Genomic DNA, 24,694 nt, shown 5'->3' on the forward strand with positions numbered 1-24,694 from the left:
CAATTTAATCTTTTTAAATGGTTACCGTTGAAACAGAAAATAACCTTTATCGTTTCTTTTAGTCAAAATAGCTTATTTATTTATGAAGAACTAAAAAGAAGGAAGGTCCCCTTAAAGATCGTTTTTTTATGTGAACCATCATGCTATGAAGATGTGAAAGAACGTATAGATGGAGATGCCCTGCTACTAAAAAATCAAAATGTCTTTAAAATGGCGAAAGGTATTTATCATTTAGCTACATCAAAATTTATTATTATTGATAATTATTTTGCATTCTTATCTACTGTGAAATTTAAAGATGAGGCACAGTGTATCCAATTATGGCATGCAGCGGGGGCAATTAAAACTTTTGGGTTTAGGGATCATTCAATTAAAAGCCGTACAAATTCTGCTAATAGAAGATTTACTAAGGTTTATCAGCAGTTTCATAAAATAGTCGTAGGTTCTGATTTAATGGCTAGTATTTTTATGGAGGCTTTTAAGTTAACTGAGGATCATATTATACGTACGGGTATTCCTCGTACTGACTTTTTTTATCAAATAAATGAACAAGAAAAAAGAAAAAAAGAATGGATGCATTCTCATCCCTTTTTAAAAAATAAAAAGGTTATTTTATATGCTCCAACCTTTAGAGATGGAAATGTAAAACACTTTGAAAAAATTTTGGATATCAATTATTTATATCATTCTCTTGGAGAAGAATATGTCATTTTAATTAAACTTCATCCAACTGTACAGGAAAAGCTAGATTTTGACTATGACTTATATAAGGGATTTATATATGATTTTTCTTATTATAAAGATGTAAATGATATTCTGTTAATTACTGATTATTTAATTACTGACTATTCATCAATCCCATATGAGTTTTCATTGTTGGGAAAACCAATGATATTTTATCCTTTCGATTTAGAACAATATGAAATTGAAAGAGGCTTATGGGGAAAATATGAGGACTTGGTCCCTGGACCAGTCGTTTTTAATACAGAACAAATGGTATATGTCATTAAAGAAAATAAATTTGACTTAAATAGAGTCAAAGAGTTTTCAAATATATGGAATAAATATTCTGAAGGCTATTCCAGTAAAAATTTAGTTGATTATCTTTGTAGGAAATTAGGTTAACTATTCACTATTTTGTAGAACAGATGATGAATATTGATATTTAATTAAAGTTAAAGAATTTACCGCAGCTATGAGAGGAGTATACATCATTTATGAATGTACAAGGTTCTCTTAAATGTACACTCAAACAACTAGGATATGCTGATGATCAATTGGTTGTACAAATACTTGTCCCTGTTGAAAAAATGGCAACGATGCAGGAATGCTATTTACTTTTAATCGAAAGACAAACTGACCAAGTGAAAAGTTTTCCCTTACGTAAAATAAGTGAACAGGATCAGTTTGTACTAGTTGTGGGAAGTATTAGAAAAGAAGAAATCTTCACTGGCGATTTGTATTGGGATTTATATGTTGGAACACTAGCTGAGGGGCAGCAGGAAAAATTTAGAGTTCACAGTGATTATTCTGAGCTTGAAGCTCTCTTTTCAGTAGATTCTGAACAAGAAAGAGTGTTTATTCCCTACACAACTAATAAAGGAAATGTGTCTATTAAACTTACTGATTTAGAAATGATCACACATGTTGACCATACAGAATTATCAGAACAAGGAATCCTCTCTCTTAGTGGATTTGCCATCTATCCAGATAAAGATAGATTAGTAGAAAAACTAGAAAAGAAAATAGTTATTAAAAGCAATGATGATGAATTTGAAACAAATTTAGTCCCTGAATCGGTTGAGAGAAAGGACTTAACAGAAAAATACGGACATGATGATTGGAACTTTGATCATGCGGGCTTTAACATTGATATTGACCTAAAGAAGTTTTTTGGACATTTTCACACGAATCAGTCCTTAAAAATCTATGTGGAGTATACATATTATGGAGAAAACCGTTCACAAGTCTTTCTAAGTAATCCGTTAAAATATCCTGTTTCTGAGAAAAAATATGCAGCTCAACTAAATATTATTAAAACAGATCATGCGAAGAAAAAAATTCGATTAAGCCGTTCCAAAAAAGCAAAGTATTTGACTATATCCATTGGGGATTATCAGCTGAAGCAAGAAATCAAATCAAAGATTAGAAGGAAGATCATTCAAATACGCCGTCATCCTCTTACAAAGAAAATGTATCAAACAGCTTTTAAATGGATTGGCTATCTTCCGAGAAAAAAGAATGTTATTGTATTTGAAAGCTTTTTAGGAAAACAATATAGCGATAATCCACGTGCTCTATATGAGTACTTACAGGGGAAATATCCACATTATAAAATGTATTGGAGTGTAAATAAAAAGTTTGTTCATAATTTTGAGGGAAGAGATCTTCAGTATATAAGAAGATTTTCGGTAAAATGGCTCTTTACTCTCGCGCAAGCGAAATACTGGGTAACGAATAGCCGTATGCCATTATGGATACCTAAGCCAAGAAACACCGTTTACTTACAAACATGGCATGGAACACCACTTAAACGTTTGGCATCGGATATGGATGAAGTGCATATGCCAGGTACGTCTACACAAAAATACAAGGCAAACTTTATTAAAGAAGCGAGCAATTGGGATTACCTTGTTTCACCAAATGAATATTCATCCGAAATTTTCCGGAGAGCCTTTCAATTTGATAAAGTAATGATAGAATCAGGCTATCCGAGAAATGACTTTTTACTGAACAGTAATAATAAAGAAACAATGATTGATTTGAAAAAGCGTTTCGGTATTCCATTGGATAGAAAAGTTCTTTTATATGCACCGACCTGGCGAGATGATCAGTTTTACGGCAAAGGAAAATATAAATTTGATTTAGATCTCGATTTATCATTATTAAGAAATGAACTTGGGGAAGAGTATGTCGTTATTTTACGTATGCATTATTTAGTAGCGGAAAATTTCGATTTGTCACCTTATGAAGGGTTTGCTTTTGATTTTTCTAATCATGAAGATATACGGGAATTATATTTAATTGCGGATTTATTAATTACTGATTATTCCTCTGTATTTTTTGATTATGGCAATTTGAGACGACCGATGATTTTTTATGTCTATGATATAGAGTCTTATCGGGATAAACTCCGTGGGTTTTATTTTGATTTTGAACAGAATGCACCAGGTCCACTTGTAAAAACGACCGAGGAAGTCATTGCTGAAATTAAAAAGGTTGAAACAGAAGGCTTTACACTTCCTCCATCATTTGAACCTTTTTACCAGAAGTTTTGCTACTTAGAAAGCGGGCAGTCCTCGAAAAAAGTAGTTGAAACGGTATTTGGAAAATAACATGCTATAATAGATAGACGACGAATCGAAATCGATCTCTTTTCGATTCGTTTTTTACATATAGAACCACTAAGTAAAGAATGATGAACAGAAAAGAGATTGAACTTTTATTTAGATTTAATACCATTTGTAGGAAGGATTATTTTATGCGTTCGATAATCACTATTATTAAAGAACAAATAAAAAGCTTTTATTTAGTTAGACGTTTGTCTGTGTATGAATTAAAAAGTGCGAATCGTAATCATTATTTAGGAATAATGTGGGAAATTATTAATCCAATGATTCAAATATCCATTTACTGGTTTGTATTTGGATTTGGTATTTTTCATAGTAACGGTCGTGGAAACGTGGAAATGGGAGATGAATGGATTCCCTATTTTCCGTGGATGTTATCAGGGATTGTTGTATGGTTTTTTGTCAATCAGGCAATCACTCAGGGTTCAAAGTCCATTTATACCCGAATTAAAATGATTTCAAAAATGAGTTTTCCTATGAGCGTAATTCCTACGTATGTGATATTTGCTAAGTTTTATCAACATTTAATGCTACTTGGAGTCATCCTTGTAATGTTTCAATTTCTTGGGTACCCTATTAATATTCATTATGTACAGCTACCGTATTTTATAATAGCAACAGTTATTTTTTTAGTTACCCTATCACTCATTACATCAACATTAACAACAATTGTAAGAGATTTTCAAATGCTTATTACGTCAACGGTACGAATTTTAATTTATTTATCGCCAATACTATGGCCACCTTATCATATGCAACCAGCGATCATACAAACAATTATGAAGCTTAATCCAATCTACTATTTAGTAGAGGGATATCGTGCTTCAATACTAGGTTTATCTTGGTACCCTATTGATCATTGGCAATATACACTTTATTTCTGGGTGGTTATATTTATTCTTCTATTCATAGGTTCGATTTTACACATTAAATTTAGAGATCGTTTTGTTGATTTTCTATAATTGAAAAAGGGGATGGAGCAATGAGTCATTCCGTAGTTTTTGAACATGTTGTGAAAAAATACAAAATGTATAAAAAAAATTCAGAGAAACTATTGGATATTCTCTTTCCAGATGGTTATGGTGAAAATTTCTATGCCCTGCAAAATATCAGCTTTACAGCTGATCGAGGGGATGTCATAGGAGTTATTGGTGTGAATGGAGCGGGGAAATCGACCTTATCTAATTTGATTACTGGTGTTATTCCCCCTACCTCTGGAAAAATTGAAATTGTTGGTCAAGCATCCCTAATTGCAATTAATTCTGGTTTAAATAATCAACTGACAGGGCGAGAAAATATTGAACTCAAATGTTTAATGCTTGGATTTAATAAAAAAGAGATCCGAGCATTAATGCCAGAAATAATTGACTTTGCGGATATCGGTAAATTTATCGACCAACCAGTAAAAAGCTATTCAAGTGGAATGAAATCGCGACTAGGATTTGCTATTTCAGTTAATATTGACCCGGATATTCTTGTGATTGATGAAGCATTATCAGTAGGTGATCAAACCTTCGCTGATAAATGTTTAGATAAAATGAATGAGTTTAAGGAAAAAGGAAAAACAATTTTTTTCATCAGCCATTCAATAGGACAGGTGAAAAAGTTTTGTCAAAAGGCTCTCTGGCTTGAAGCAGGTGAAGTAAAGGCATACGGAACAATTAAAGAAATCATTCCGCAATATGAAAAATTTCTAAAAGAATACAAAGCAATGACGAAAGAAGAGCAAAGGAATTTTAAGCAATTAGTATTGGAGAAGCGAAGCAAACTAGCTGCGAAATAAATGATCATATGGATGGAGTAGTTTATTTAGGAGGTTGAACCTAAATGAACTACTCCATTTTGTCTTTATCTCTATAAAAATCAATTAATAAACCTACGGAAACTCCAACTTAAGACTGAGGAATATTTATAGCTTTCATGTGAAAATGAAAAAAGAATAAGTTAATGAAACTAAAGCAGCATATAATCGTATTTATAATAGTCACATGAATATTGGAGTTGGTAAATATGGATTCTACAAATAAAGTACTTGCTGCTTTATGTTATTTTAGTCTTTTTTTTGCGGGTTTTATATTTCCCCTTATTGTCTATTTTGTCAGTAATGAAAAAGAAGTCAAAAGGCATGCAGTGAGTGCGATCATTTCGCATATTATTCCGGTAATTTTTATTCCAATCGTTATATTGTCAGTGTTATTTGATATAGGGGTTTTATCAATCGGAGGGTTTCCTGTATTTTTTATTGGTATCTTTCTGCTATTTGGAGTCATCAGTTTATTTATTGTAATTTGGAATATTTATCGAGGTGTTAAGGTATTACTTTAATGACTAAGGAGGAATGGTTTATGCAAGAGAATAGAAAGCGAATTATTGAGATGGTTAAGGAAGGAAAGTTAACAACGGAAGAAGCTCTGGTTCTATTAGACTCAATCCAAAACAAGAGACAGACAGAGGATCAGAAGGAATCGGAAAAAATAGAACATACAACGTATTTTGAAGAGCAGGCTCAAAATACAAATGAAAGTTCCGAGGAAAAGTTTTCCTCTCAGTTTAATGAAGCGAAAGATAAAATTATGGATTTTGTTAATTCTGCAATGAAAAAGATTAAGGACATTGATCTTCAGTTTAATCAATCGGTTGAGTTTCCACATGTTTTTCAACAAGCAAATGCAACAGTTTCAACTATTGATATCGATGTTGCGAATGGACATGTGGAAGTCAAAGCATGGGATCAACCAGACATTCGCGTAGAATGCCAAGCGAAGGTTTATCGAAAGGATAACCGTGATGAGGCAAGAGTTTTCTTTATAGATAATAGCTCTTTCTATCTTGAAAATGGTTTATTACGATTCTCGACACAATCTAAATGGATGAAAGTAGATACCGTTGTTTATGTACCACGATCAACTTATGAGAAAGCGTCTATTCGTGCTTTTAACGGTAATGTTTTAGGTGAATCATTAGATGTAACGGATCTACGTGCAAAAACGGCTAATGGTAAAATCCATCTTAAACAGGTGGAAACGGATAAAGTTGATATGGAAACAGCAAATGGTAAAATTTTAATTCAAGAGTCAAAGGCAAATCGATTAACAGCTGAAACGATGCATGGAAGTATAGATGTTGAAGGAAAATACCACATGGTCGATCTGCAAACATTAAATGGGAATCTAAGCTGTGTCTTAAATAATAATGAAACAGATACTCTGCATATGAAAGCCGTATCAGGAAATATTCATGTTTATGTTTCTGATGATTTAATGATTGAAGGACAATGTAAATCCAACTTAGGGAATGTAAAAGTACAATTAGAGAATATGGATGTATTAGAGGAGAAAAAAGAGGTGATGTTGAAGCAATTAAGGTTTAAACGTTCAGGTCTTACGGAAAAACCACTTCATCTTTTTGCTGAGACAAGAACGGGTACAGTGTATGTGCAAAAGAATGAATTAGAAGAAACGAAAGAAGAGAAGGAATAAAATCATTAAGTGAGGGGGAGGGTCTAATAAGGGGTCAGCCCCCTTTACATTTTTGACACTTCCCACTAAAAATTTTATTTATAAATCTATTTTTCTAGCATAGAATAATACTAAGTGCATGTACAAGCATGTAAATATAATCCAAAAAGTCATAGAAAAGAAAAGGTTGTTGTTCGATGGAATGGTTAATAGGTATTTTAATTAATGCCCTTTTATTTGTTGCGATGGCAGGGTATTTTGATGGATTTGAAGTTTCAAGCTTTGGTTCTGCAATCATTGCTAGTTTTATTTTATCCATCCTAAATATTCTTGTTCGACCAATTTTAATTATTTTAACGTTTCCTATTACAATTCTCACGCTTGGAATTTTTCTGTTTGTCATAAATACATTTACATTATTAATGACAGATAGAATTATGGGTGACTCATTTGATTTTGATGGTTTTGGAACGGCGTTTATAGTGGCCGTCATTATGTCTGTTGCGAATCTTATTATTCAAAAAGCTGTCTTTGATAAAAATGATCGTTGATAATGGAGGGAGATGTCTTTAAAAGGGGTGACTTTTAGAAGACATCTCCTTTTTTAATAAACGCACTTTTCGAACCTTGTTTCTATCTAGATATAAGTTTAAAACTAATAATTGGATTTACTGTGCTTCAATATTTTAATCATTAACAATAATCGGATCGTATCCTTTTTCTTGAAGAGCCTTTACGATTTTTTCCGCATTCCTTTTATTTGAATACGCTCCTATTTGAACCTTGTATAAGGTTTTATTTTTTTGATTTGATGTTGTTTTGTTTTTCTTTTTTAATTTATATTGGTCGACAATTCCTTTGACTATTGCTTCAGCACATGTTTTTTGATAGGAGTCTGTTTTGATTAGTTGTAACTCATTTTTATTTGTGTAAAATCCACATTCTGCAAGAATAGAAGTCATATTTGTTTCTCGTAGGACGTGAAAATCTGCTAACTTGACTCCCCGATTAGTCAAACCAGTTGCAATTACGAGGTTTTTTTGTACCCGCTCTGCTAACTCCAATGCTTCTTTCGGTTTTGACAAATAAACATAGGTTTCTATTCCGTTTGCATCATTCCACGTTGTACCATTTCCAAAAGCATTTGCGTGGATGGCAACATAACAATTTACATTCAGTCGATTAGCTTTGTCTGTCCTTTCTTTTAAAGGGATATCCTCATTTTTAGAATGGGCAAAGTAAATCGTGACATTTTCATAAGCTTCTAGTAAAGTTTTTGCGTGATCAGCTACTGAACTGGTAAAAGTGAATTCTTTAAATTGATCAGGACTTCTTTTTCCTGGAGTATTTGGACCATGTCCAGCATCTAGCATAATCTTCATCATAGTCTCCTCCCTGTGTCTAATTTTCCTTTTCCCCATAACCTTTCATAATTTACCTATATATATGTTTCATTCGTCTATTTCGACACCATTGTTTTTATGATCATGTATTTAGGGTGGTGTTGTGTTGGCTGATAATGCTAAAATAAAGAAAACTGTTTGATGTGTTTTTTCTTGATAAGATGAAAAAGTAAAAAATTCAATACAGTTTCAACTATTCATGCAGTCCTATCCAGCTCTATCGTCTAGCCGCTCGAGGTCAAATAGCCTCATTATAAGGAAATCAACGTACAGAAATCCTTAGCTTTTCCTTTTTACTCGTCAGAGCTGAGTAAGACGCTTTTCTTTTTATTTCACTTTATTAAGGAGGAGCCATTTTGGCAAAAGTTCGTGTTGAGGATATTATAAAAAAATTTGATTTAGAGATAATTAGTGGGGAAGAAGGTATCCATCGTCCGATTACAACTAGTGATATCTCACGTCCGGGTTTAGAATTGGCAGGTTTTTTTAATTATTATCCTGCAGATCGAATCCAACTCCTTGGGATGACGGAAATTACATTTTGTCAAAAATTAGATCCAGAAGATCGACGGATTCGCCTCGAGAAATTATGTAATGATATTACTCCAGGAATAATTATCTCAAGAGGGATGGAAATTCCCGAAGAATTGATTGAAGCATCTGAAGAATACTCTGTTCCTCTGATGCGCACTCCACAGAAAACAACGCGCTTTTCTAGTCATTTAACCAATTATCTTGAATTTAAACTTGCTCCGACTACTGCTGTTCATGGCGTACTCGTTGATATATATGGGGTTGGTGTATTAATTACAGGAAAAAGTGGTGTAGGTAAAAGTGAAGCTGCTTTAGAACTTGTAAAAAGAGGCCATCGCCTTGTAGCTGATGATTGCGTTGAAATTCGTCAAGAAGATACCGATACACTTGTAGGAAATGCTCCTGACTTGATTGAGCATTTATTGGAGATTAGAGGACTTGGAATAATTAATGTAATGACATTGTTTGGTGCTGGGGCAGTAAGAAGTCATAAACGAATTACTTTAGTTGTTAATCTTGAGCTTTGGGATCAGAGTAAGCATTATGATCGATTAGGTCTTGATGAGGAGAAAATGAAAATAATCGATACAGAAATTACAAAGCTAACGGTTCCAGTACGTCCAGGAAGGAACTTGGCCATTATTATTGAAGTGGCAGCGATGAATTTTCGCTTGAAACGAATGGGCGTAAATGCAGCTCAGCAATTTACTGATCGTCTTGCCGATGTGATTATTGATGAAGGGGATCGTGAAGAAATGTAATAGGAGTATCAAGTACCAGGGAAGGAGATTTACATATGGAGTCAACTATCAAGCCATTAAATCCGATTGCCCTCCGTCTGGGGGGGCTTGAGGTTCATTGGTATGGAATTATAATAGGTATTGGAATAGCACTTGGCCTTTATTTAGTAATGAAAGAATCAGAAAGACGCGGCTTAAATAAGGATACTTTTGCTGATCTATTGATTTGGGCCATTCCTATATCAATTATTTGCGCGAGAATTTATTATGTTTTGTTTGAATGGAGTTATTATTCACAGCACCCTGGAGATATTATTAAAATATGGAATGGTGGAATAGCCATACATGGTGCTTTGATTGGGGCAATATTGACGACAATTATTTTTTCAAGAATAAAAAATGTTTCGTTTTGGAAGCTAGCAGATATTGCAGCACCAAGTATAATTTTAGGTCAAGCAATTGGTCGCTGGGGTAATTTTATGAATCAGGAAGCCCATGGTGGGGAAGTTTCTCGAGCATTTCTTGAAAATTTACATCTTCCCGATTTTATCATAAACCAAATGTATATTGATGGAACTTACTATCATCCAACCTTTTTATATGAATCCATTTGGAATATTGTGGGATTTATTCTACTTATCATGCTCAGAAAAGTAAATTTAAGAAGAGGTGAGCTTTTCTTAAGCTATGTAATCTGGTATTCGATTGGCCGTTTCTTTATTGAAGGGATGCGTACTGATAGTCTAATGCTAACAAGCAGTTTGAGAATTGCCCAAGTTATTTCCATCGTTTTAATTGCTATTGCCCTTGTTCTATGGATTGGTAGAAGGGTGACGGGTATGGCGAAAGAACATTATCGTGATTAAATACTAGGCACTGGAGAGAAGCTAATGGTTCAAACGTTCAAAACTGGTTTATTGTCAGGACTTAAAACAACTTGGACATTGGGGAAAATTATTTTTCCAGTCACATTAATCGTTGCCATTTTACAGTACACCCCGGTACTACCCTGGATTATTCAACTAATATCGCCTTTGATGGGGATTTTTGGATTGTCGGGTGATGCAGCGATTCCTCTTGTTCTAGGAAACTTTCTGAATCTTTATGCTGGAATAGCTGGGATTTTATCGGTGGATCTTACAGTAAAGGAAGTATTTACAATTGCTGTGATGCTTTCCTTTGCTCATAATCTACTAATTGAATCAAGTGTTGCCGTAAAGGTTGGAGTAAAAGTATGGATTATGATTCTTGTTAGGGTCGGATTAGCGTTTATTTCAGCTATGATTATTAATCTTGTCTGGCATGGAGGGCAACAAACTGCTCATTATGGAATGATAGCACCGCAGGAGAAACAGCTATCGGGTATTTTGGAGATTGGGTTACATGCCTTAGAAAAAGCCGCATTAGGTGTTTATCAACTAGCAATTATTGTTATTCCACTTATGGTAGGAATCCAGCTCTTGAAGGATTTAAAGGTTTTACAATGGTTTTCGAAAATGATGTCTCCATTTACTCGCATGTTGGGAATGAGGGAAAACACTTCCACTACGCTAGCTGCGGGTTTGTTATTTGGCTTGGCCTATGGAGCAGGCGTAATGATACAAGCGGTTAAAGAAGATGGTGTCAGCAAAAAAGATATTACACTTGCATTTATTTTTTTAGTTGGCTGTCATGCAGTGGTAGAGGATACATTAATTTTTGTTCCATTAGGGATTCCTGTACTACCATTATTACTTATTCGATTGGTTACTGCGATTCTTTTAACTGTCATTATCGGATTCATTTGGAATCGTAGGGTGATCGCGAAAAATAAATCTTCTAGTGCACTTGAAAGCTAAAATAGAAGAGAAAAATAGTAGGACATTCGGTACGCTAATTATTGAAAAACCTATTGTTATAATAGGCTGATTTTGTATAGTATAGTTACTAGTATAAAAGGTTGAAGGCTTACAAGCTCTTTTCTCAGTGGAATGAAGTGATTGGACAGACTTTCAACCTTCTTTATAAGTTAAAACTGTACCTAAATAACAAGGTTTGAGAATGGAGCCTTTTAAAATAATGTAACGAATGTCTGTAAAATTTTAGATCGTTTTACTCGTCAGTACTTTATTTTAGTTCAGTAAAATGAAAGGATTATTTTTATGAACAGTCATATTACAACTATTCTATTTGATTTAGACGGAACATTAATTGATACAAATGAATTAATCATTGCTTCATTTTTACATACATTAAATAGTTACTATCCAGACCGTTATAAAAGGGAAGATGTTCTTCCTTTTATTGGACCGTCACTGTTTGTTACCTTTTCATCTATAGACAAAGATCGAACAGAAGAGATGATTCAAAAATATCGTACCTATAATATTGAACATCATGATTCATTGGTTAAAGAATTTAAAGGTGTGTTTGAGACGATTAAAACCTTGGATGAAAAGGGGTATAAATTGGGGATTGTATCTACTAAAAAAAGAGATACCGTTATTAAGGGATTGAAGCTAATGAAACTCGATCCGTTTTTTAAAGTGATCATCTCATTAGATGAAGTAGAGCATGAAAAACCACATCCAGAACCAATTGAAAAAGCTTTAAAATTATTAAACTCTACACCACAGGAGGCAATGATGGTTGGAGATAATTATCATGATATTGAAGCAGGGAAGAATGCTGGAACTGCCTCTGTTGGTGTTGCCTGGTCTGTAAAGGGACGAGAGTATATTGAGAGCTTTAAACCGGATTATATTTTAGACGAAATGGCCGATCTGTTGAAGATTCTCGGAGTGACTGCTTAATGAGACGGACAACCCGTTACCCTGTTACTGGTGCTAATTCACTATGGCATGTATATAAGACGGTTCCTTTCTTGAAAGTAGTGAAGAATTTTATTATCATCCAACTTGCAAGGTATACACCATTTCTATCAGTGAAAAATTGGCTATATCGAAACTTCCTGGGAATGAAAATAGGAGAGCAAACTTCATTTGCATTAATGGTCATGTTGGATGTTATGTTTCCTGAAAAAATATCAGTGGGCAAAAATACTGTAATTGGCTATAACACAACGATTCTTGCCCATGAATACTTAATAAAAGAATATCGTCTAGGTGAAGTGAAAATAGGCAGTGAAGTAATGATTGGTGCCAATACAACGATATTACCTGGAGTTATTATTGGGGACGGAGCGATCGTTTCCGCAGGGACACTTGTTCACAAAGATGTCCCTTCAGGCTCATTTGTTGGTGGCAATCCGATGAGGATTATTTATACAAAAGAAGAAATGATAGAACGTCAAAAAAATGAAAACCAGGGTGGATAACCTTTTAAAAAGGAATCCTCCTTGGTTTTCTTGATCTAAGGGAGAAAGAAACGTTTTGTCATTATACTTAATCAGTTTACCTGTTAATCATTTTTAGTTTATATGTTATACTACAGAAGTTAACTATGTACGATTTGTGAGGGACTATCATGGCAAAAGACTCAAAGGTTAGACAGGAGAATGGAGTAGTCCTGTCATTTATACCGACAGGAGAATATTATTTTAATAAAGGATTAAACGCATTTAATCGCCATGATTTGGCAGGAGCGAAAAAATATTTGGAGCGTGCGGTCCATTTAGATCCTTACGAACCGATGATTGCCTGTCAGCTTGGATTGGTCTATATGCAGTTAGAAGAATATCAACAGTCTAATGAATTATTTAAACGTATTATTGATGAGTTGGATCCAAGCATGGCAGAGTGTTTATATTTTTTAGCAAATAACTATGCAGAGCTTGGGCTATTTAATGAAGCTCATAAACATGTGACTGCTTATTTAGAAGCCGATCCATACGGTGATTTTGTTGAAGATGCGGAAGATTTACTATATATAATTGGAACTGAAGACGAGGATGGCGAAGATTCTTTTCTTATAAAAGATGAATTGATTCTAAAGCAAGATAAAGCACGGCAACTATTAGAATCAGGCAATTTTCAAAAAGCAGTTGAAATTCTTAAGGGAGTTATTCAAGAGTTCCCAGATTTTTGGTCGGCATATAATAATTTAGCTTTAGGCTATTTCTATCTTGGCGAAATGGAGATGGCTGCCAAAGTCTTGGATGATCTCCTTGTTAAAAATCCTGGTAATTTACATGGGATTTGCAATTTGGCAGTTTTTCTTTATCACCAACGAAGAGATATTGAATTGGATGATTTGCTCAAAGGGCTAGAAAAAGTTCAACCAATACTAATAGAGCATCAGTACAAGCTTGGTGCAACATTTGCATTAATCGGAAGATATCAACAGGCCTATCAATGGCTTAATAAGTTGAAAAAAATCGGATTTGATGGTGATTCTAGTTACTATTATTGGTTGGCCCAGTCAGCCCATTATACTGGCCATGAACAAACGGCAAAGAATGCATGGAAACAAGTAGTGGAAATAAATCCTGAAAAAGCAGGACAAGAACCGTGGAATGACCTGGCAAAAATTGATGTAGGTTTTGAGGATCATGTTACTTCTACCATAAAAAAATTGCGTAGTGAGTATATGGAAGAACGTTTATTTGGGATTTTTATTTTATCCAAATCTAAGCGGAAAGAAGAGATGATCGGACATCCTGACTTTAAATCATTAGAAGAGTTTTCTTTAACGGAAAAGGTTTATTTAGCCAATGTACTTGATTCCGAACTAAAAGATCAATTTGATCCAGATGGAGTAATATCTAAAGCACATCATGTTGCAAATATCCTCTATGAAAACCATCACCCAATTAGTGCAGTATCATCTGGATTATTCCTAATGTGGTTTTCTATATTCCTTGAAGGGGTTAAAAGAGGACAAGAGTTTTCTAACCAACAAGCATTTGCTGCTGCAACAGAATATGTTTGGCACCAGTTGAAAAATGAGAAAAAATCACAAGCAGAAATCTCGAATAAATATAAAATATCAACATCTACTTTACAAAAGTATACAAAAGTTATCAGATCTTATTACCAGTAAGCAGATGTATGGACGGAAACGTCATTGTCTTATAGGATATAAGTAGTTAGGGAATGCTATCACCATCTATGTGGATAGACGTGTAACTTTTATGACTAGGTCATTGCCTACATCTACTAAGTTATTGTCATTTGTAAAAGGAGTGTTGATTGTGTCAGAGGAAAAAATTTATGATGTTATAATTGTTGGTGCGGGTCCTGCTGGAATGACCGCAGCTGTTTATACATCTCGTGCTAATTTGTCTACCTTAATGATTGAACGTGGAATTCCAGGAGGACAAATGGCAAATACCGAGGAAGTTGAGAACTATCCAGGATATGACCATATTCTTGGACCAGATCTTTCTAATAAAATGTTCGAGCATGCGAAGAAATTTGGAGCAGAATATGCCTATGGTGATATTAAGGAAATAATTGATGGAGAAGAATACAAAACCATTAATGCTGGTTCAAAGGAATATAAGGCGAGAGCCATTATTATTGCTACAGGTGCTGAGTATAAAAAAGTAGGTGTTCCGGGCGAGAAGGAACTAGGCGGACGTGGAGTTTCTTATTGTGCTGTTTGTGACGGTGCATTCTTTAAAAATAAAGAATTAGTCGTTATTGGTGGAGGAGATTCAGCTGTTGAAGAAGGAGTTTATTTAACTCGCTTTGCAAGCAAAGTTACCATTATTCACCGACGTGATCAGCTTCGAGCTCAAAAAATTCTTCAAGATAGAGCATTTGCAAATGAAAAGGTTGATTTCATTTGGAATCATACTTTGAAAGAAATTCATGAAGAAAATGGGAAAGTAAGCTCTGTTACATTAATTTCTACTGAAAACGGAGAAGAACAAGAATTTAAAACAGATGGTGTGTTTATTTACATTGGAATGGTTCCACTAACGAAACCATTTGCAAGCTTAGGAATTACAAATGAAGCAGGCTATATTGTAACGGACGAAAATATGGTGACAAAAATCCCTGGAATTTTTGCTGCTGGGGATGTTAGGGAAAAAACATTACGACAAATTGTTACTGCAACAGGTGATGGCAGTATCGCAGCACAGAATGCACAGGTTTATGTAGAAGAATTAAAAGAAAAGCTTCATGTGAAAAATAACTAAAAAGTCATATTTCTGTAATGCCGTTGAAATAATCATGGGTTAAGATATAGATAGTTGAAATTGACCCCCTTTTTTTAATAATACCCCTTTTAGCACAGGTGATGCCTGTGCTTTTTTTTGCACAGGAAACGTTCTAAACATTCGTATGATGTAGCATATTCATCATGGGGTCTTTCATTGTTAGCCATCGGGAAAGATAGTATAATATAATGAGTAGATATATGGATAAATGACTACATATTTATGATGAGTAACGAGGTGATTAATTTGCAACGTGTAACGAATTGCTTATATATAAAGGACAATAAAATTTTGCTTCTGCAAAAACCTCGTCGAAATTGGTGGGTTGCTCCAGGAGGCAAGATGGAACAAGGAGAAACCATTCGTGAATCAGTTATTCGGGAGTTTCGAGAAGAAACAGGAATTTATATAAAACAGCCCTCACTAAAAGGGATTTTTACAATTAATATAAAAGAAGGAAATGATATTATCTCGGAATGGATGATGTTCTCATTTAAAGCAACAGATGGTGATGGAACTCCTTTAGAGCAGTCTGAAGAAGGAATTCTTGAGTGGCACTCCATTGATGAAATCAATCAATTATCAATGGCGGAGGGGGATCACCATATTTTAGATTACTTAATTCATGGAAATGGAATAATTTATGGTAATTTTACTTACACTTCAGAGTTTGAATTACTATCTTATCGATTAGATCCTAGTTAATTTTTTTATTACCATTTGATATAGGGGGAGAAATTTATGAGCAGTGTTCAATTAGTGATCATAACCGGGATGTCTGGCGCTGGCAAGACAGTAGCTATTCAAAGCTTTGAAGATCTTGGCTTTTTTTGTGTTGATAACTTGCCACCGACACTGCTACCAAAGTTTTTGGAATTGATGAAGGATGCGAATAATCAAATGAATAAGGTCGCGCTTGTAATGGATTTACGCGGGCGTGAATTTTTTGATCATTTATTTAAAGCATTAGATGATTTAGCTGAAACTTCTTGGGTTTCTCCACGTATACTCTTTTTAGATGCAGATGATTCTGTATTGGTTAGAAGATATAAAGAAACAAGACGGTTACATCCCTTATCTCAAACTGGCTTGCCTTTAGAAGGTATTAAACAGGAACGGACGTTGTTAGAGGAGCTTAAGGGTCGAGCACAAATTATCTTTAATACTTCAGGGATTAAACCCAAGGAGTTGCGGGAAAAAATTCTAACAGAGTTTTCCATCAACAAACAATCGACATTTACTGTTAATGTCATGTCATTTGGATTTAAGCATGGTCTTCCAATTGATGCGGATCTAGTATTTGATGTCCGCTTCTTACCAAATCCATATTATATAGAAAACATGCGTCCAAAAACAGGATTAGATAAAGATGTATATGACTATGTTTTAAAATGGAATGAAACAAGTAAGTTTTTAGAAAAAGTGATTGATTTACTTACATTTATGCTCCCACATTATAAACGTGAGGGAAAAAGCCAGTTAGTTATTGCGATTGGGTGCACTGGTGGTCAACATCGTTCCGTAGCATTGACTGAGTATATAGCCCATCATTTTGAAAATGATTATCAGACGCGGATTACGCATCGGGATATAAAGAAAAGGAAGGAAACAACATCATGAGAATGGATGGAAAGCAACCGCGGATTGTTGTAATCGGCGGTGGGACTGGATTATCTGTTTTATTAAGAGGTATGAAAAAATATCCAGTCGATATAACAGCGATTGTGACAGTAGCAGATGATGGGGGGAGCTCTGGACGAATTAGGGATGAAATGGATATCCCTTCTCCAGGTGATATACGAAATGTCCTCGCTGCTCTTTCAGATGTAGAACCATTAGTTGAACAAATGTTTCAGCATCGTTTTAAAACATCGAATGAACTTTCCGGGCATTCATTAGGAAATTTAATTATAGCCGCTTTGACATCTATTACTGGGGATTTTGTTCATGCTATCCAAGAAATGAGCAAAGTACTAAATGTTCATGGTAAAGTTCTGCCTGCTGCGAATCAAAGTGTGGTCCTTCATGCAGAGATGGAAGATGGAACAGTGATTACTGGTGAATCACAGATTCCTTTTTCAGGCAAAAAAATAAAACGCGTGTTTTTGACACCTGATGTGATTCATCCTTTATCAGAAACGGTTCGTGCAATACGAAATGCCGACCTTATTATCATTGGACCAGGTAGCTTATATACTAGTATTTTACCGAATTTGCTTGTTCCAAAGCTTGGAGAAGAAGTTTGCCGTGCAAAAGCAAAAAAGGTATACATTTGCAATCTAATGACACAAGCAGGTGAAACACTTGACTTTACTGCCAGCGATCATATCCAAGCCATTTATGATCATATGGGGTGTTCATTTATTGATACTGTACTTGTGAATAACGAAGAGGTACCTCCAGAAATACAGGAGAAATATAAAGAGGAGCTTGCAAAACCAGTTGTTTTTGATGTAGATCGTCTTGAAACAATGGGATTAGAAGTTCTCTATGATCGAATTATAACTTACCAAAATGGCTATATACGTCATGATACTGAAAAGGTTGCTAAAATTATATATTCCTTGATTGACGATCAATTAAAAGAAAAAATAAAGAGTGGAAGCTGAACGGTAATGCTTCCCCCTCCACAACATTCAGTCGAGGGTCAACTGGAGGTATAAAAATATGTCATTTGCTTCGGAAACAAAAAAAGAATTAACAAATTTACAAGTAAAAGATTGCTGTGTTCGCTCAGAGCTGTCAGCATTGATTCGTATGAACGGATCATTATCCTTTTCCAATCGAATTTTGGTCGTGAATGTTCAGACGGAAAATGCAGCAATTGCTCGAAGGATTTATACTCTAATAAAGCGCATATATGATACTCCTGTTGAATTATTAGTTAGAAAAAAAATGCGTTTAAAGAAAAACAATGTTTACATTGTTCGGATGAAAGCAAAAGCTAAGGAAATTCTAGAGGATTTAGAAATATTAGGTGAAGGTTTTACTTTTATCCATAATATTTCACCCGCTCTAATTAAGAAAAAATGTTGTAAACGTTCCTATTTACGTGGTGCATTCCTTGCAGGAGGCTCAGTAAACAATCCTGAAACTTCCTCTTATCATCTAGAGATTTTTTCATTGTATAAGGAACATAATGATTCTTTATGTGAATTAATGAACTTTTTCAATCTTAATAGTAAAACATTAGAACGAAAAAAGGGATTTATTACTTATTTAAAGGAAGCTGAAAAAATAACAGAGTTCTTAAATGTCATTGGTGCTCATAATTCATTACTTCGCTTCGAAGATGTTAGGATCGTACGGGATATGAGAAATTCGGTCAATCGACTAGTGAACTGTGAAACGGCCAATTTGAATAAAACAATTGGAGCTGCTCTCCGCCAAGTTGAAAATATTCGATTCATCGATGAAACAGTGGGTCTTCAAATATTACCAGATAAGCTACGTGAAATTGCTGAATTACGGGTTGCCTACCAGGATGTTACACTGAAGGAATTGGGCGAAATGGTCTCATCAGGGAATATTAGTAAGTCCGGTATCAATCACCGATTAAGAAAAATTGACGAAATCGCTGACAAGCTCAGAGCAGGGGAACTAGATAGAAATTCTATTTCAAAATAAATTAGGTTAAATAAAAAATAATTGAAGGGAGAAGAAAGAATGGTTGAGAAACAAGTAGAAATAAAACTGAAAACAGGCCTACAAGCTCGTCCAGCAGCCTTGTTCGTTCAGGAGGCAAATCGTTATTCTGCGGAAATTTTCTTAGAGAAGGATGGCAAGAAGGTAAATGCCAAAAGTATTATGGGGTTAATGAGTTTAGCAGCAGGAGTAGGTTCCGTTATTACATTAAGTGCTAGTGGAAGCGATGAAAAAGAGGCTGTTGAAAGCTTAGCTAAATTTGTTGAGAACGAATAAATCACGTAACTTTCTGGCTACTAAGAGTGGGGAGAACTGTATGTAAAAAAGAACTGCTACCTATTTATAGGTAGCAGTTCTTTTTTCTTTTATCTTATTTTCTTTCGTCAGAACGAGTAATAATGCTATCAATTAACCCATATTCTTTTGCCTTTTCAGCAGTCATAAAGTTATCGCGGTCTGTATCTTTTTCAATTACTTCTAATGGCTGACCTGTACGTTCAGCTAAAATTTTATTTAATTTTTCACGTAAGAACAAAATACGCTTTGCAGCAATCTCAATTTCTGTTGCCTGTCCTTGTGCACCACCAAGCGGTTGGTGAATCATAACTTCACTATTTGGAAGTGCATATCTTTTTCCTTTTTCACCTGCAGCTAGTAAGAAAGCACCCATGGAAGCAGCCATCCCAGTACAAATTGTTGAAACATCAGATTTAATAAATTGCATCGTATCATAGATTGCCATACCAGCCGTGATACTTCCACCAGGGCTATTAATATAAAGTGAAATATCCTTACCTGGGTTTTCTGCATCTAAAAATAAAAGCTGTGCAACAATTGAATTTGCTACATTATCATCGATAGCACTACCAAGCATGATGATACGATCCTTTAATAATCTTGAATAAATATCATATGCGCGTTCTCCACGATTCGTTTGTTCAATAACTGTAGGAATTAAGTTCATACTTGCTCCTCCTTAACATATTCGGTATATACACCGATTGAATTCTCTTTACAAGGCATTTTTTATTTAAAAGCCTAAAGGAAAATTTTCCTTATTTAATGTTATCATACACTGATGGTCAATAAAGGTCAAACAATACACTTTTAATTTTATAAACTTTTTTACACTCTAAACATATTAACCAAATTAAAAGTTTTTAAACCATTTGAAAATATAAAAAAACCTCTTGTTCTCATCAGAACAAGAGGTTTCTTACGCCCTCGGAGGGAATCGAACCCCCATTTTAAGAACCGGAATCTCACGTGCTATCCGTTGCACCACGAGGGCATGTTTAGAACCGTACGAATTAAAATTATAAATGAGAAACACTGAAAATGCAACACTTTTTTCCATCCCTTTCTATTTAAAATACAGTATTACGTCTTAATCTATTTTTCACAAATTTGGTCCTTCTATGGAGGTTGCGCCACCTTACTCAGTGTAATGAAGAAAGTTCGTGGTCTTCAGCCGATAGTTATTAGTTAAAAGAGCCTTAACTAAAGAGATGATAAAGAAGGGATTTTACATTTATTATGTACGGAGAATATATTGTAAGGTAAAATAATAAAAAAGGAACAAACGGAGGGGAATTGCTTGAATTTACAATTCGGATTATATCAACAACAATCTTTGAAATTAACAATGACACAAGAATTGAAACAAGCTATCGAACTTCTACAATACTCATCTCAAGAGCTAGTCTCTTTTCTGGAAGAAAAGGCTATCGAAAATCCTTTGATACAATTAGAGCATACAAATGTAAAATATATAGATTTGCATTCGGATGGATCCAAAAAGAGAAAATCATACAAAAATGAGCGCGACTATAAACAATGGATTGATCAAATCTCTCAGTCATCTATCAATATACAAGACTATTTATTTATGCAGCTTTCTTTGAAAACGCTAACAAATAGTGAAAAAGCTGTATTATCCTATCTCATTTACAATCTTGACTCAAATGGTTATCTAACTGTTCCAATTGAGGAAGTGGCTAAAAAGAATGATGTAGAGCTGGTAGTTGTGAACCGTTGCCTGGATATACTACATGGTTTAGAACCTGTCGGAGTCGGTGCACGAAATTTACAGGAGTGCTTATTACTACAGGTTAATCAAAAAAAAGATTGCCCAACCCTGGTTTATGACATTCTTACTCAATACTTTTTGGAGTTTGCCGATCGAAAATGGAAACCGCTTTCCAAACAGCTTGGAGTGGAAATTAATGAGATACAATGGGCTGCTGACTATATCAAAACATTAAATCCACGACCAGGAGCAGCTTATCACTCGGAACAGGCGCAATATATCGTGCCGGATTTAATTGTAACGCTTGAGAATGATACGATCGAATTAGATCTGTTCCAGAAACATCTTCCAAATGTGCAATTTCAAAAAGACTATTATAAAATGATGTCATCCTATAAAGATCAACAAGTGAAGCATTTTTTAAAGGAAAAAACACAAGATTATCAATGGATTATGAGAAGCCTTCAACAACGGAAAGAAACACTTTTGAAAGTAGGAATGGCGATTATTCAAAAGCAGTATGATTTCTTTTTAAAGGGACCGGAATATTTAAAACCTTTAACGATGAAAGAGATATCTGAAGAAATTAATGTGCATGAATCAACAGTTAGCCGGGCAGTAAGAGAAAAATTTATTCAAACACCATTTGGGACATATGAATTACGGTACTTTTTCTCAACTAGTATAATGAAATCTAATTCAATTGATGAGGAGGACCAGGCATCTGCTCAACAAGTTAAAATGCGCATATCCCATTTGATAGAACAAGAAAATAAATTAAAACCATTATCTGATCAAGGAATTGCAGATGATTTAAAAAATGAAGGGATCATCATCTCTCGTAGAACAGTAGCAAAGTATCGAGATCAATTAAACATTCCATCCTCTTCAAAAAGAAAGCGATTTGCATAATATAAGGAGAATCGATATGAATCAAGTAATATTTTACACAAGAAATCAATGCCAGCTTTGTAAAGAAGCCATGCAATTATTGACCATCTTACAAAGTGAATTTTCTTTTGAAATAATTGAGAAGAATATTGATGAAAGTGATGAGTTGACCGAGAAGTACGGCTTAATGATTCCAGTCATTGAAATGAATAATGAGATCATTCAATATGGCCAGATTGATTATTTTACCTTACAAAGCTATTTAAAAAAATAAATAAGTCAATTTGGTTGAATTCCTGTTTTTACCCTGCTAAAATAAAAAATGTAGCAAGGGTAAATTTTTTTTATATCAGTCGGGACATAATATGTCTACGTGGGACGATAAGTGACCCGTGATATTTCTTGAAGGGATTAAAACGATGTATACATTAATAGAGCTTCAAAAAAAATTATTACCTGATATGCTCTCTGTTATGCAAAAACGTTTCCAAATACTTCGCTCTATTCATTTTATGGAGCCTGTGGGAAGAAGAACATTAGCACAAGTATTGGGCTTCTCGGAACGCGTTTTACGTAGTGAAGTAGAATTTCTCAATGAACAAAAGCTCATTACAATTAAAACGAATGGAATGTCTGTTTCGGAACAGGGTCTTTCCGTACTCGAAGGTCTATCTGGAATGATGAGAGAGATTTCAGGCATCAATGAGATGGAAGAAAAGCTAAAAGAATTATTGAACCTTCAAGAAGTGGTTATTGTCCCTGGCGATAGTGATGAAACCCCTTGGGTAAAACAGGAACTTGGTAGAGCATGTGCAAAAAGAATGAAGAAGCGCCTTGTAGGAAAAAATACGATTGCTGTTGCAGGTGGTAGTACAATGGCAGCTGTCGCAGATATGATATCTGCTGATTTTATTGGTGATTCCAATACTGTTTTCGTACCAGCTAGAGGTGGAATTGGAGAAGATGTCAAAAATGAGGCAAATTCTGTATGTGCCAAAATGGCGGAAAACACGGGTGCAAAACACCGTGTCCTGTATGTTCCTGATCAAGTAAGTAAAGAAGTATATCAGTCCTTTATTAAAGAACCCATTATAAAAGAGGTACTCCATTTAATTAAAAATGCAGACATGGTTTTACATGGAATTGGAGATGCTAATGTAATGGCTAAGCGTAGAAACACAAAGGAAGAAGATATGAAACTAATTACAAATGGACATGCGGTTGGAGAAGCCTTCGGTTACTATTTCAATGAAGCTGGTCAAGTAGTACATAAAGTACCTACTGTTGGCCTTCAATTACAAGACTTACAGAAAATAAAACATGTCATAGCCGTGGCTGGTGGATCTTCTAAAGCGAAAGCAATAAAAGCTTGTATGAAAAGTGCAACAAAATCTACTGTCCTGATTACCGATGAAGGTGCTGCAACAAAAATGATTGGTTATTAGTTTCAAAAGGAAGATTCTTTTTGAAATTATATAAATTATAAAAGATATCCTAAGGAGGAAATATAAATGACTGTAAAAGTTGGTATCAATGGTTTTGGTCGTATTGGTCGTAATGTATTTCGTGCTGCATTAAATAATCCTGAGGTTGAAGTGGTAGCTGTTAATGATTTAACAGATGCGAATATGCTCGCTCATCTTTTAAAATATGATACTGTTCATGGAACACTTGAGCAAGATGTAACTGTTGACGGAGATAGCCTTGTTGTAGGCGGACATAAAGTAAAAGTTCTAGCTGAACGTGACCCAGCTCAACTTGGTTGGGGAAATCTTGGAGTAGATATCGTTGTAGAATCTACTGGTCGCTTCACAAAACGTGCAGATGCTGCTAAACATTTAGAAGCTGGTGCAAAAAAAGTTATTATCTCTGCTCCTGCAACTGATGAAGATATTACAATCGTAATGGGTGTTAACGAAGATAAATATGATGCTGCTAATCATAATGTTATCTCTAACGCTTCTTGTACAACAAACTGCTTAGCTCCATTTGCAAAAGTACTAAATGAAAAATTTGGTATTAAACGTGGTATGATGACAACTGTTCACTCATATACAAATGATCAACAAATTCTTGATTTACCACATAAAGACTATCGTCGTGCACGTGCAGCAGCAGAAAATATGATTCCAACAACTACAGGTGCTGCAAAAGCTGTTGCTTTAGTTTTACCTGAATTAAAAGGGAAATTAAACGGTATGGCAATGCGTGTACCTACTTCAAACGTATCAGTTGTCGATCTAGTTGCTGAATTAGATAAAAATGTAACTGCTGAAGAGGTTAATGCAGCATTAAAAGAAGCTGCAGAAGGTGAATTAAAAGGAATTCTTGCATACAGTGATCTTCCACTTGTATCTCGTGATTACAATGGTGCAAAAGAATCATCAACTGTAGATGGTTTATCTACAATGGTATTAGAAGATAATATGGTAAAAGTTCTTTCATGGTATGACAATGAAACTGGTTATTCAAACCGTGTAGTAGACTTAGCTGCTTACATTGCAAAAAAAGGTTTGTAATATAATTTAAAATTTCATT

General features: G+C 34.6%; 25 protein-coding genes and 1 tRNA gene. 23 read left to right on the top strand and 3 right to left on the bottom strand.

The genetic code is table 11. From position 1 onward, the window contains the following. The first annotated feature begins 27 nt into the window (after positions 1-27). The 7 genes from MHI39_RS06460 (at position 28) to MHI39_RS06490 (ending at position 7,359) form a co-directional block, all read left to right on the top strand. Complete coding sequence (locus tag MHI39_RS06460; RefSeq protein WP_236036465.1) at positions 28-1,125, top strand: CDP-glycerol glycerophosphotransferase family protein; 1,098 nt, start codon at positions 28-30, stop codon at positions 1,123-1,125. A gap of 92 nt (positions 1,126-1,217) precedes the next feature. Then, positions 1,218-3,335, top strand: coding sequence for a CDP-glycerol glycerophosphotransferase family protein (locus MHI39_RS06465; RefSeq protein ID WP_342540920.1), 2,118 nt, complete (start codon positions 1,218-1,220; stop codon positions 3,333-3,335). A gap of 146 nt (positions 3,336-3,481) precedes the next feature. Then, a complete protein-coding gene (locus tag MHI39_RS06470) occupies positions 3,482-4,312 on the top strand; it encodes an ABC transporter permease (protein ID WP_058002879.1) in 831 nt (276 codons plus the stop codon). 20 nt (positions 4,313-4,332) lie between these two features. After that, a complete protein-coding gene (gene tagH / locus MHI39_RS06475) occupies positions 4,333-5,133 on the top strand; it encodes a teichoic acids export ABC transporter ATP-binding subunit TagH (protein WP_212944581.1) in 801 nt (266 codons plus the stop codon). Positions 5,134-5,360: 227 nt separating this feature from the next. Further along, the gene (locus MHI39_RS06480) at positions 5,361-5,675 is read left to right on the top strand and encodes a DUF4870 domain-containing protein (RefSeq protein WP_280616626.1); all 315 of its coding nucleotides are present in this window, start codon (positions 5,361-5,363) and stop codon (positions 5,673-5,675) included. Positions 5,676-5,695: 20 nt separating this feature from the next. After that, the gene (locus MHI39_RS06485) at positions 5,696-6,829 is read left to right on the top strand and encodes a DUF4097 domain-containing protein (RefSeq protein ID WP_259549354.1); all 1,134 of its coding nucleotides are present in this window, start codon (positions 5,696-5,698) and stop codon (positions 6,827-6,829) included. Between the two features lie 176 nt (positions 6,830-7,005). Then, positions 7,006-7,359: a phage holin family protein gene (locus MHI39_RS06490; RefSeq protein ID WP_342540923.1), complete on the top strand. Its 354-nt coding sequence runs from the start codon at positions 7,006-7,008 to the stop codon at positions 7,357-7,359. 135 nt (positions 7,360-7,494) lie between these two features. On the opposite strand, the gene MHI39_RS06495 is transcribed toward MHI39_RS06490, so the two are convergent. Continuing rightward, entirely contained in the window at positions 7,495-8,190 is a 696-nt protein-coding gene (locus MHI39_RS06495; RefSeq protein ID WP_259549356.1) for an N-acetylmuramoyl-L-alanine amidase, read from the bottom strand. Between the two features lie 377 nt (positions 8,191-8,567). Here MHI39_RS06495 and hprK point away from each other — a divergent pair, with 377 nt between their 5' ends. The 12 genes from hprK to MHI39_RS06555 all read left to right on the top strand — a co-directional run bounded on the left by hprK (position 8,568) and on the right by MHI39_RS06555 (position 19,512). Then, on the top strand, positions 8,568-9,506 hold the full coding sequence (gene hprK / locus MHI39_RS06500; RefSeq protein WP_071977027.1) for an HPr(Ser) kinase/phosphatase: 939 nt from the start codon (positions 8,568-8,570) through the stop codon (positions 9,504-9,506). Positions 9,507-9,541: 35 nt separating this feature from the next. Next, positions 9,542-10,351 carry a prolipoprotein diacylglyceryl transferase gene (lgt, locus tag MHI39_RS06505; RefSeq protein ID WP_058002872.1) on the top strand — a complete coding sequence of 270 codons (810 nt, stop codon included), beginning with the start codon at positions 9,542-9,544 and terminating at the stop codon, positions 10,349-10,351. Between the two features lie 24 nt (positions 10,352-10,375). Next, positions 10,376-11,323: a nucleoside recognition domain-containing protein gene (locus MHI39_RS06510; protein ID WP_259549359.1), complete on the top strand. Its 948-nt coding sequence runs from the start codon at positions 10,376-10,378 to the stop codon at positions 11,321-11,323. 303 nt (positions 11,324-11,626) lie between these two features. Next, positions 11,627-12,277 carry a pyrophosphatase PpaX gene (gene ppaX, locus MHI39_RS06515; RefSeq protein WP_280616627.1) on the top strand — a complete coding sequence of 217 codons (651 nt, stop codon included), beginning with the start codon at positions 11,627-11,629 and terminating at the stop codon, positions 12,275-12,277. Further along, a complete protein-coding gene (locus MHI39_RS06520) occupies positions 12,277-12,801 on the top strand; it encodes an acyltransferase (protein ID WP_259549362.1) in 525 nt (174 codons plus the stop codon). The genes ppaX and MHI39_RS06520 overlap by 1 nt, the downstream gene beginning before the upstream one ends. A gap of 149 nt (positions 12,802-12,950) precedes the next feature. Further along, positions 12,951-14,465: a tetratricopeptide repeat protein gene (locus tag MHI39_RS06525; RefSeq protein WP_259549363.1), complete on the top strand. Its 1,515-nt coding sequence runs from the start codon at positions 12,951-12,953 to the stop codon at positions 14,463-14,465. A 151-nt stretch (positions 14,466-14,616) separates the two neighbouring features. Further along, a complete protein-coding gene (gene trxB, locus MHI39_RS06530) occupies positions 14,617-15,570 on the top strand; it encodes a thioredoxin-disulfide reductase (RefSeq protein ID WP_058002867.1) in 954 nt (317 codons plus the stop codon). Positions 15,571-15,837: 267 nt separating this feature from the next. Continuing rightward, positions 15,838-16,296: an 8-oxo-dGTP diphosphatase gene (locus MHI39_RS06535; RefSeq protein ID WP_058002866.1), complete on the top strand. Its 459-nt coding sequence runs from the start codon at positions 15,838-15,840 to the stop codon at positions 16,294-16,296. Between the two features lie 36 nt (positions 16,297-16,332). After that, complete coding sequence (gene rapZ, locus MHI39_RS06540) at positions 16,333-17,211, top strand: RNase adapter RapZ (RefSeq protein WP_058002865.1); 879 nt, start codon at positions 16,333-16,335, stop codon at positions 17,209-17,211. Continuing rightward, the gene (locus MHI39_RS06545) at positions 17,208-18,200 is read left to right on the top strand and encodes a YvcK family protein (protein ID WP_058002864.1); all 993 of its coding nucleotides are present in this window, start codon (positions 17,208-17,210) and stop codon (positions 18,198-18,200) included. Before rapZ ends, MHI39_RS06545 begins: the two co-directional genes overlap by 4 nt. A gap of 58 nt (positions 18,201-18,258) precedes the next feature. After that, positions 18,259-19,218: a DNA-binding protein WhiA gene (gene whiA / locus MHI39_RS06550; RefSeq protein ID WP_058002863.1), complete on the top strand. Its 960-nt coding sequence runs from the start codon at positions 18,259-18,261 to the stop codon at positions 19,216-19,218. A 39-nt stretch (positions 19,219-19,257) separates the two neighbouring features. Then, a complete protein-coding gene (locus tag MHI39_RS06555) occupies positions 19,258-19,512 on the top strand; it encodes an HPr family phosphocarrier protein (RefSeq protein WP_251338291.1) in 255 nt (84 codons plus the stop codon). 94 nt (positions 19,513-19,606) lie between these two features. Here MHI39_RS06555 and clpP read toward each other — a convergent pair whose 3' ends face one another. Both clpP and MHI39_RS06565 read right to left on the bottom strand, forming a co-directional pair. Next, entirely contained in the window at positions 19,607-20,200 is a 594-nt protein-coding gene (gene clpP / locus MHI39_RS06560) for an ATP-dependent Clp endopeptidase proteolytic subunit ClpP (RefSeq protein WP_058002861.1), read from the bottom strand. Between the two features lie 255 nt (positions 20,201-20,455). Then, positions 20,456-20,527: transfer RNA gene (locus tag MHI39_RS06565), tRNA-Arg, on the bottom strand. Between the two features lie 306 nt (positions 20,528-20,833). On the opposite strand from MHI39_RS06565, the gene rpoN reads away from it, so the two are divergent. The 4 genes from rpoN (at position 20,834) to gap (ending at position 24,675) form a co-directional block, all read left to right on the top strand. After that, positions 20,834-22,177 carry an RNA polymerase factor sigma-54 gene (gene rpoN, locus MHI39_RS06570; protein ID WP_342540925.1) on the top strand — a complete coding sequence of 448 codons (1,344 nt, stop codon included), beginning with the start codon at positions 20,834-20,836 and terminating at the stop codon, positions 22,175-22,177. Positions 22,178-22,193: 16 nt separating this feature from the next. Beyond that, positions 22,194-22,430, top strand: a complete 237-nt coding sequence (locus MHI39_RS06575; RefSeq protein ID WP_251338289.1) for a glutaredoxin family protein — start codon at positions 22,194-22,196, stop codon at positions 22,428-22,430. 145 nt (positions 22,431-22,575) lie between these two features. Further along, the gene (locus MHI39_RS06580; RefSeq protein WP_280616631.1) at positions 22,576-23,601 is read left to right on the top strand and encodes a sugar-binding transcriptional regulator; all 1,026 of its coding nucleotides are present in this window, start codon (positions 22,576-22,578) and stop codon (positions 23,599-23,601) included. 66 nt (positions 23,602-23,667) lie between these two features. Continuing rightward, positions 23,668-24,675 carry a type I glyceraldehyde-3-phosphate dehydrogenase gene (gap, locus tag MHI39_RS06585; protein ID WP_342540927.1) on the top strand — a complete coding sequence of 336 codons (1,008 nt, stop codon included), beginning with the start codon at positions 23,668-23,670 and terminating at the stop codon, positions 24,673-24,675. Positions 24,676-24,694: the final 19 nt, after the last annotated feature.

Origin of the sequence: Heyndrickxia sp. FSL K6-6286 (assembly GCF_038630395.1) — a bacterium.
GTDB lineage: Bacteria > Bacillota > Bacilli > Bacillales > Bacillaceae_C > Heyndrickxia > Heyndrickxia oleronia.

Coding starts and splice junctions, on each gene's coding strand:
- MHI39_RS06510 (WP_259549359.1), top strand. CDS start 10,376: ATGGTTCAAACGTTCAAAACTGGTTTATTGTCAGGACTTAAAACAACT.
- lgt (WP_058002872.1), top strand. CDS start 9,542: ATGGAGTCAACTATCAAGCCATTAAATCCGATTGCCCTCCGTCTGGGG.
- MHI39_RS06545 (WP_058002864.1), top strand. CDS start 17,208: ATGAGAATGGATGGAAAGCAACCGCGGATTGTTGTAATCGGCGGTGGG.
- ppaX (WP_280616627.1), top strand. CDS start 11,627: ATGAACAGTCATATTACAACTATTCTATTTGATTTAGACGGAACATTA.
- MHI39_RS06580 (WP_280616631.1), top strand. CDS start 22,576: ATGTATACATTAATAGAGCTTCAAAAAAAATTATTACCTGATATGCTC.
- MHI39_RS06575 (WP_251338289.1), top strand. CDS start 22,194: ATGAATCAAGTAATATTTTACACAAGAAATCAATGCCAGCTTTGTAAA.
- MHI39_RS06480 (WP_280616626.1), top strand. CDS start 5,361: ATGGATTCTACAAATAAAGTACTTGCTGCTTTATGTTATTTTAGTCTT.
- MHI39_RS06490 (WP_342540923.1), top strand. CDS start 7,006: ATGGAATGGTTAATAGGTATTTTAATTAATGCCCTTTTATTTGTTGCG.
- MHI39_RS06470 (WP_058002879.1), top strand. CDS start 3,482: ATGCGTTCGATAATCACTATTATTAAAGAACAAATAAAAAGCTTTTAT.
- gap (WP_342540927.1), top strand. CDS start 23,668: ATGACTGTAAAAGTTGGTATCAATGGTTTTGGTCGTATTGGTCGTAAT.
- whiA (WP_058002863.1), top strand. CDS start 18,259: ATGTCATTTGCTTCGGAAACAAAAAAAGAATTAACAAATTTACAAGTA.
- rapZ (WP_058002865.1), top strand. CDS start 16,333: ATGAGCAGTGTTCAATTAGTGATCATAACCGGGATGTCTGGCGCTGGC.
- MHI39_RS06555 (WP_251338291.1), top strand. CDS start 19,258: ATGGTTGAGAAACAAGTAGAAATAAAACTGAAAACAGGCCTACAAGCT.
- MHI39_RS06525 (WP_259549363.1), top strand. CDS start 12,951: ATGGCAAAAGACTCAAAGGTTAGACAGGAGAATGGAGTAGTCCTGTCA.
- tagH (WP_212944581.1), top strand. CDS start 4,333: ATGAGTCATTCCGTAGTTTTTGAACATGTTGTGAAAAAATACAAAATG.
- MHI39_RS06495 (WP_259549356.1), bottom strand. CDS start 8,190: ATGAAGATTATGCTAGATGCTGGACATGGTCCAAATACTCCAGGAAAA.
- MHI39_RS06485 (WP_259549354.1), top strand. CDS start 5,696: ATGCAAGAGAATAGAAAGCGAATTATTGAGATGGTTAAGGAAGGAAAG.
- clpP (WP_058002861.1), bottom strand. CDS start 20,200: ATGAACTTAATTCCTACAGTTATTGAACAAACGAATCGTGGAGAACGC.
- MHI39_RS06465 (WP_342540920.1), top strand. CDS start 1,218: ATGAATGTACAAGGTTCTCTTAAATGTACACTCAAACAACTAGGATAT.
- MHI39_RS06520 (WP_259549362.1), top strand. CDS start 12,277: ATGAGACGGACAACCCGTTACCCTGTTACTGGTGCTAATTCACTATGG.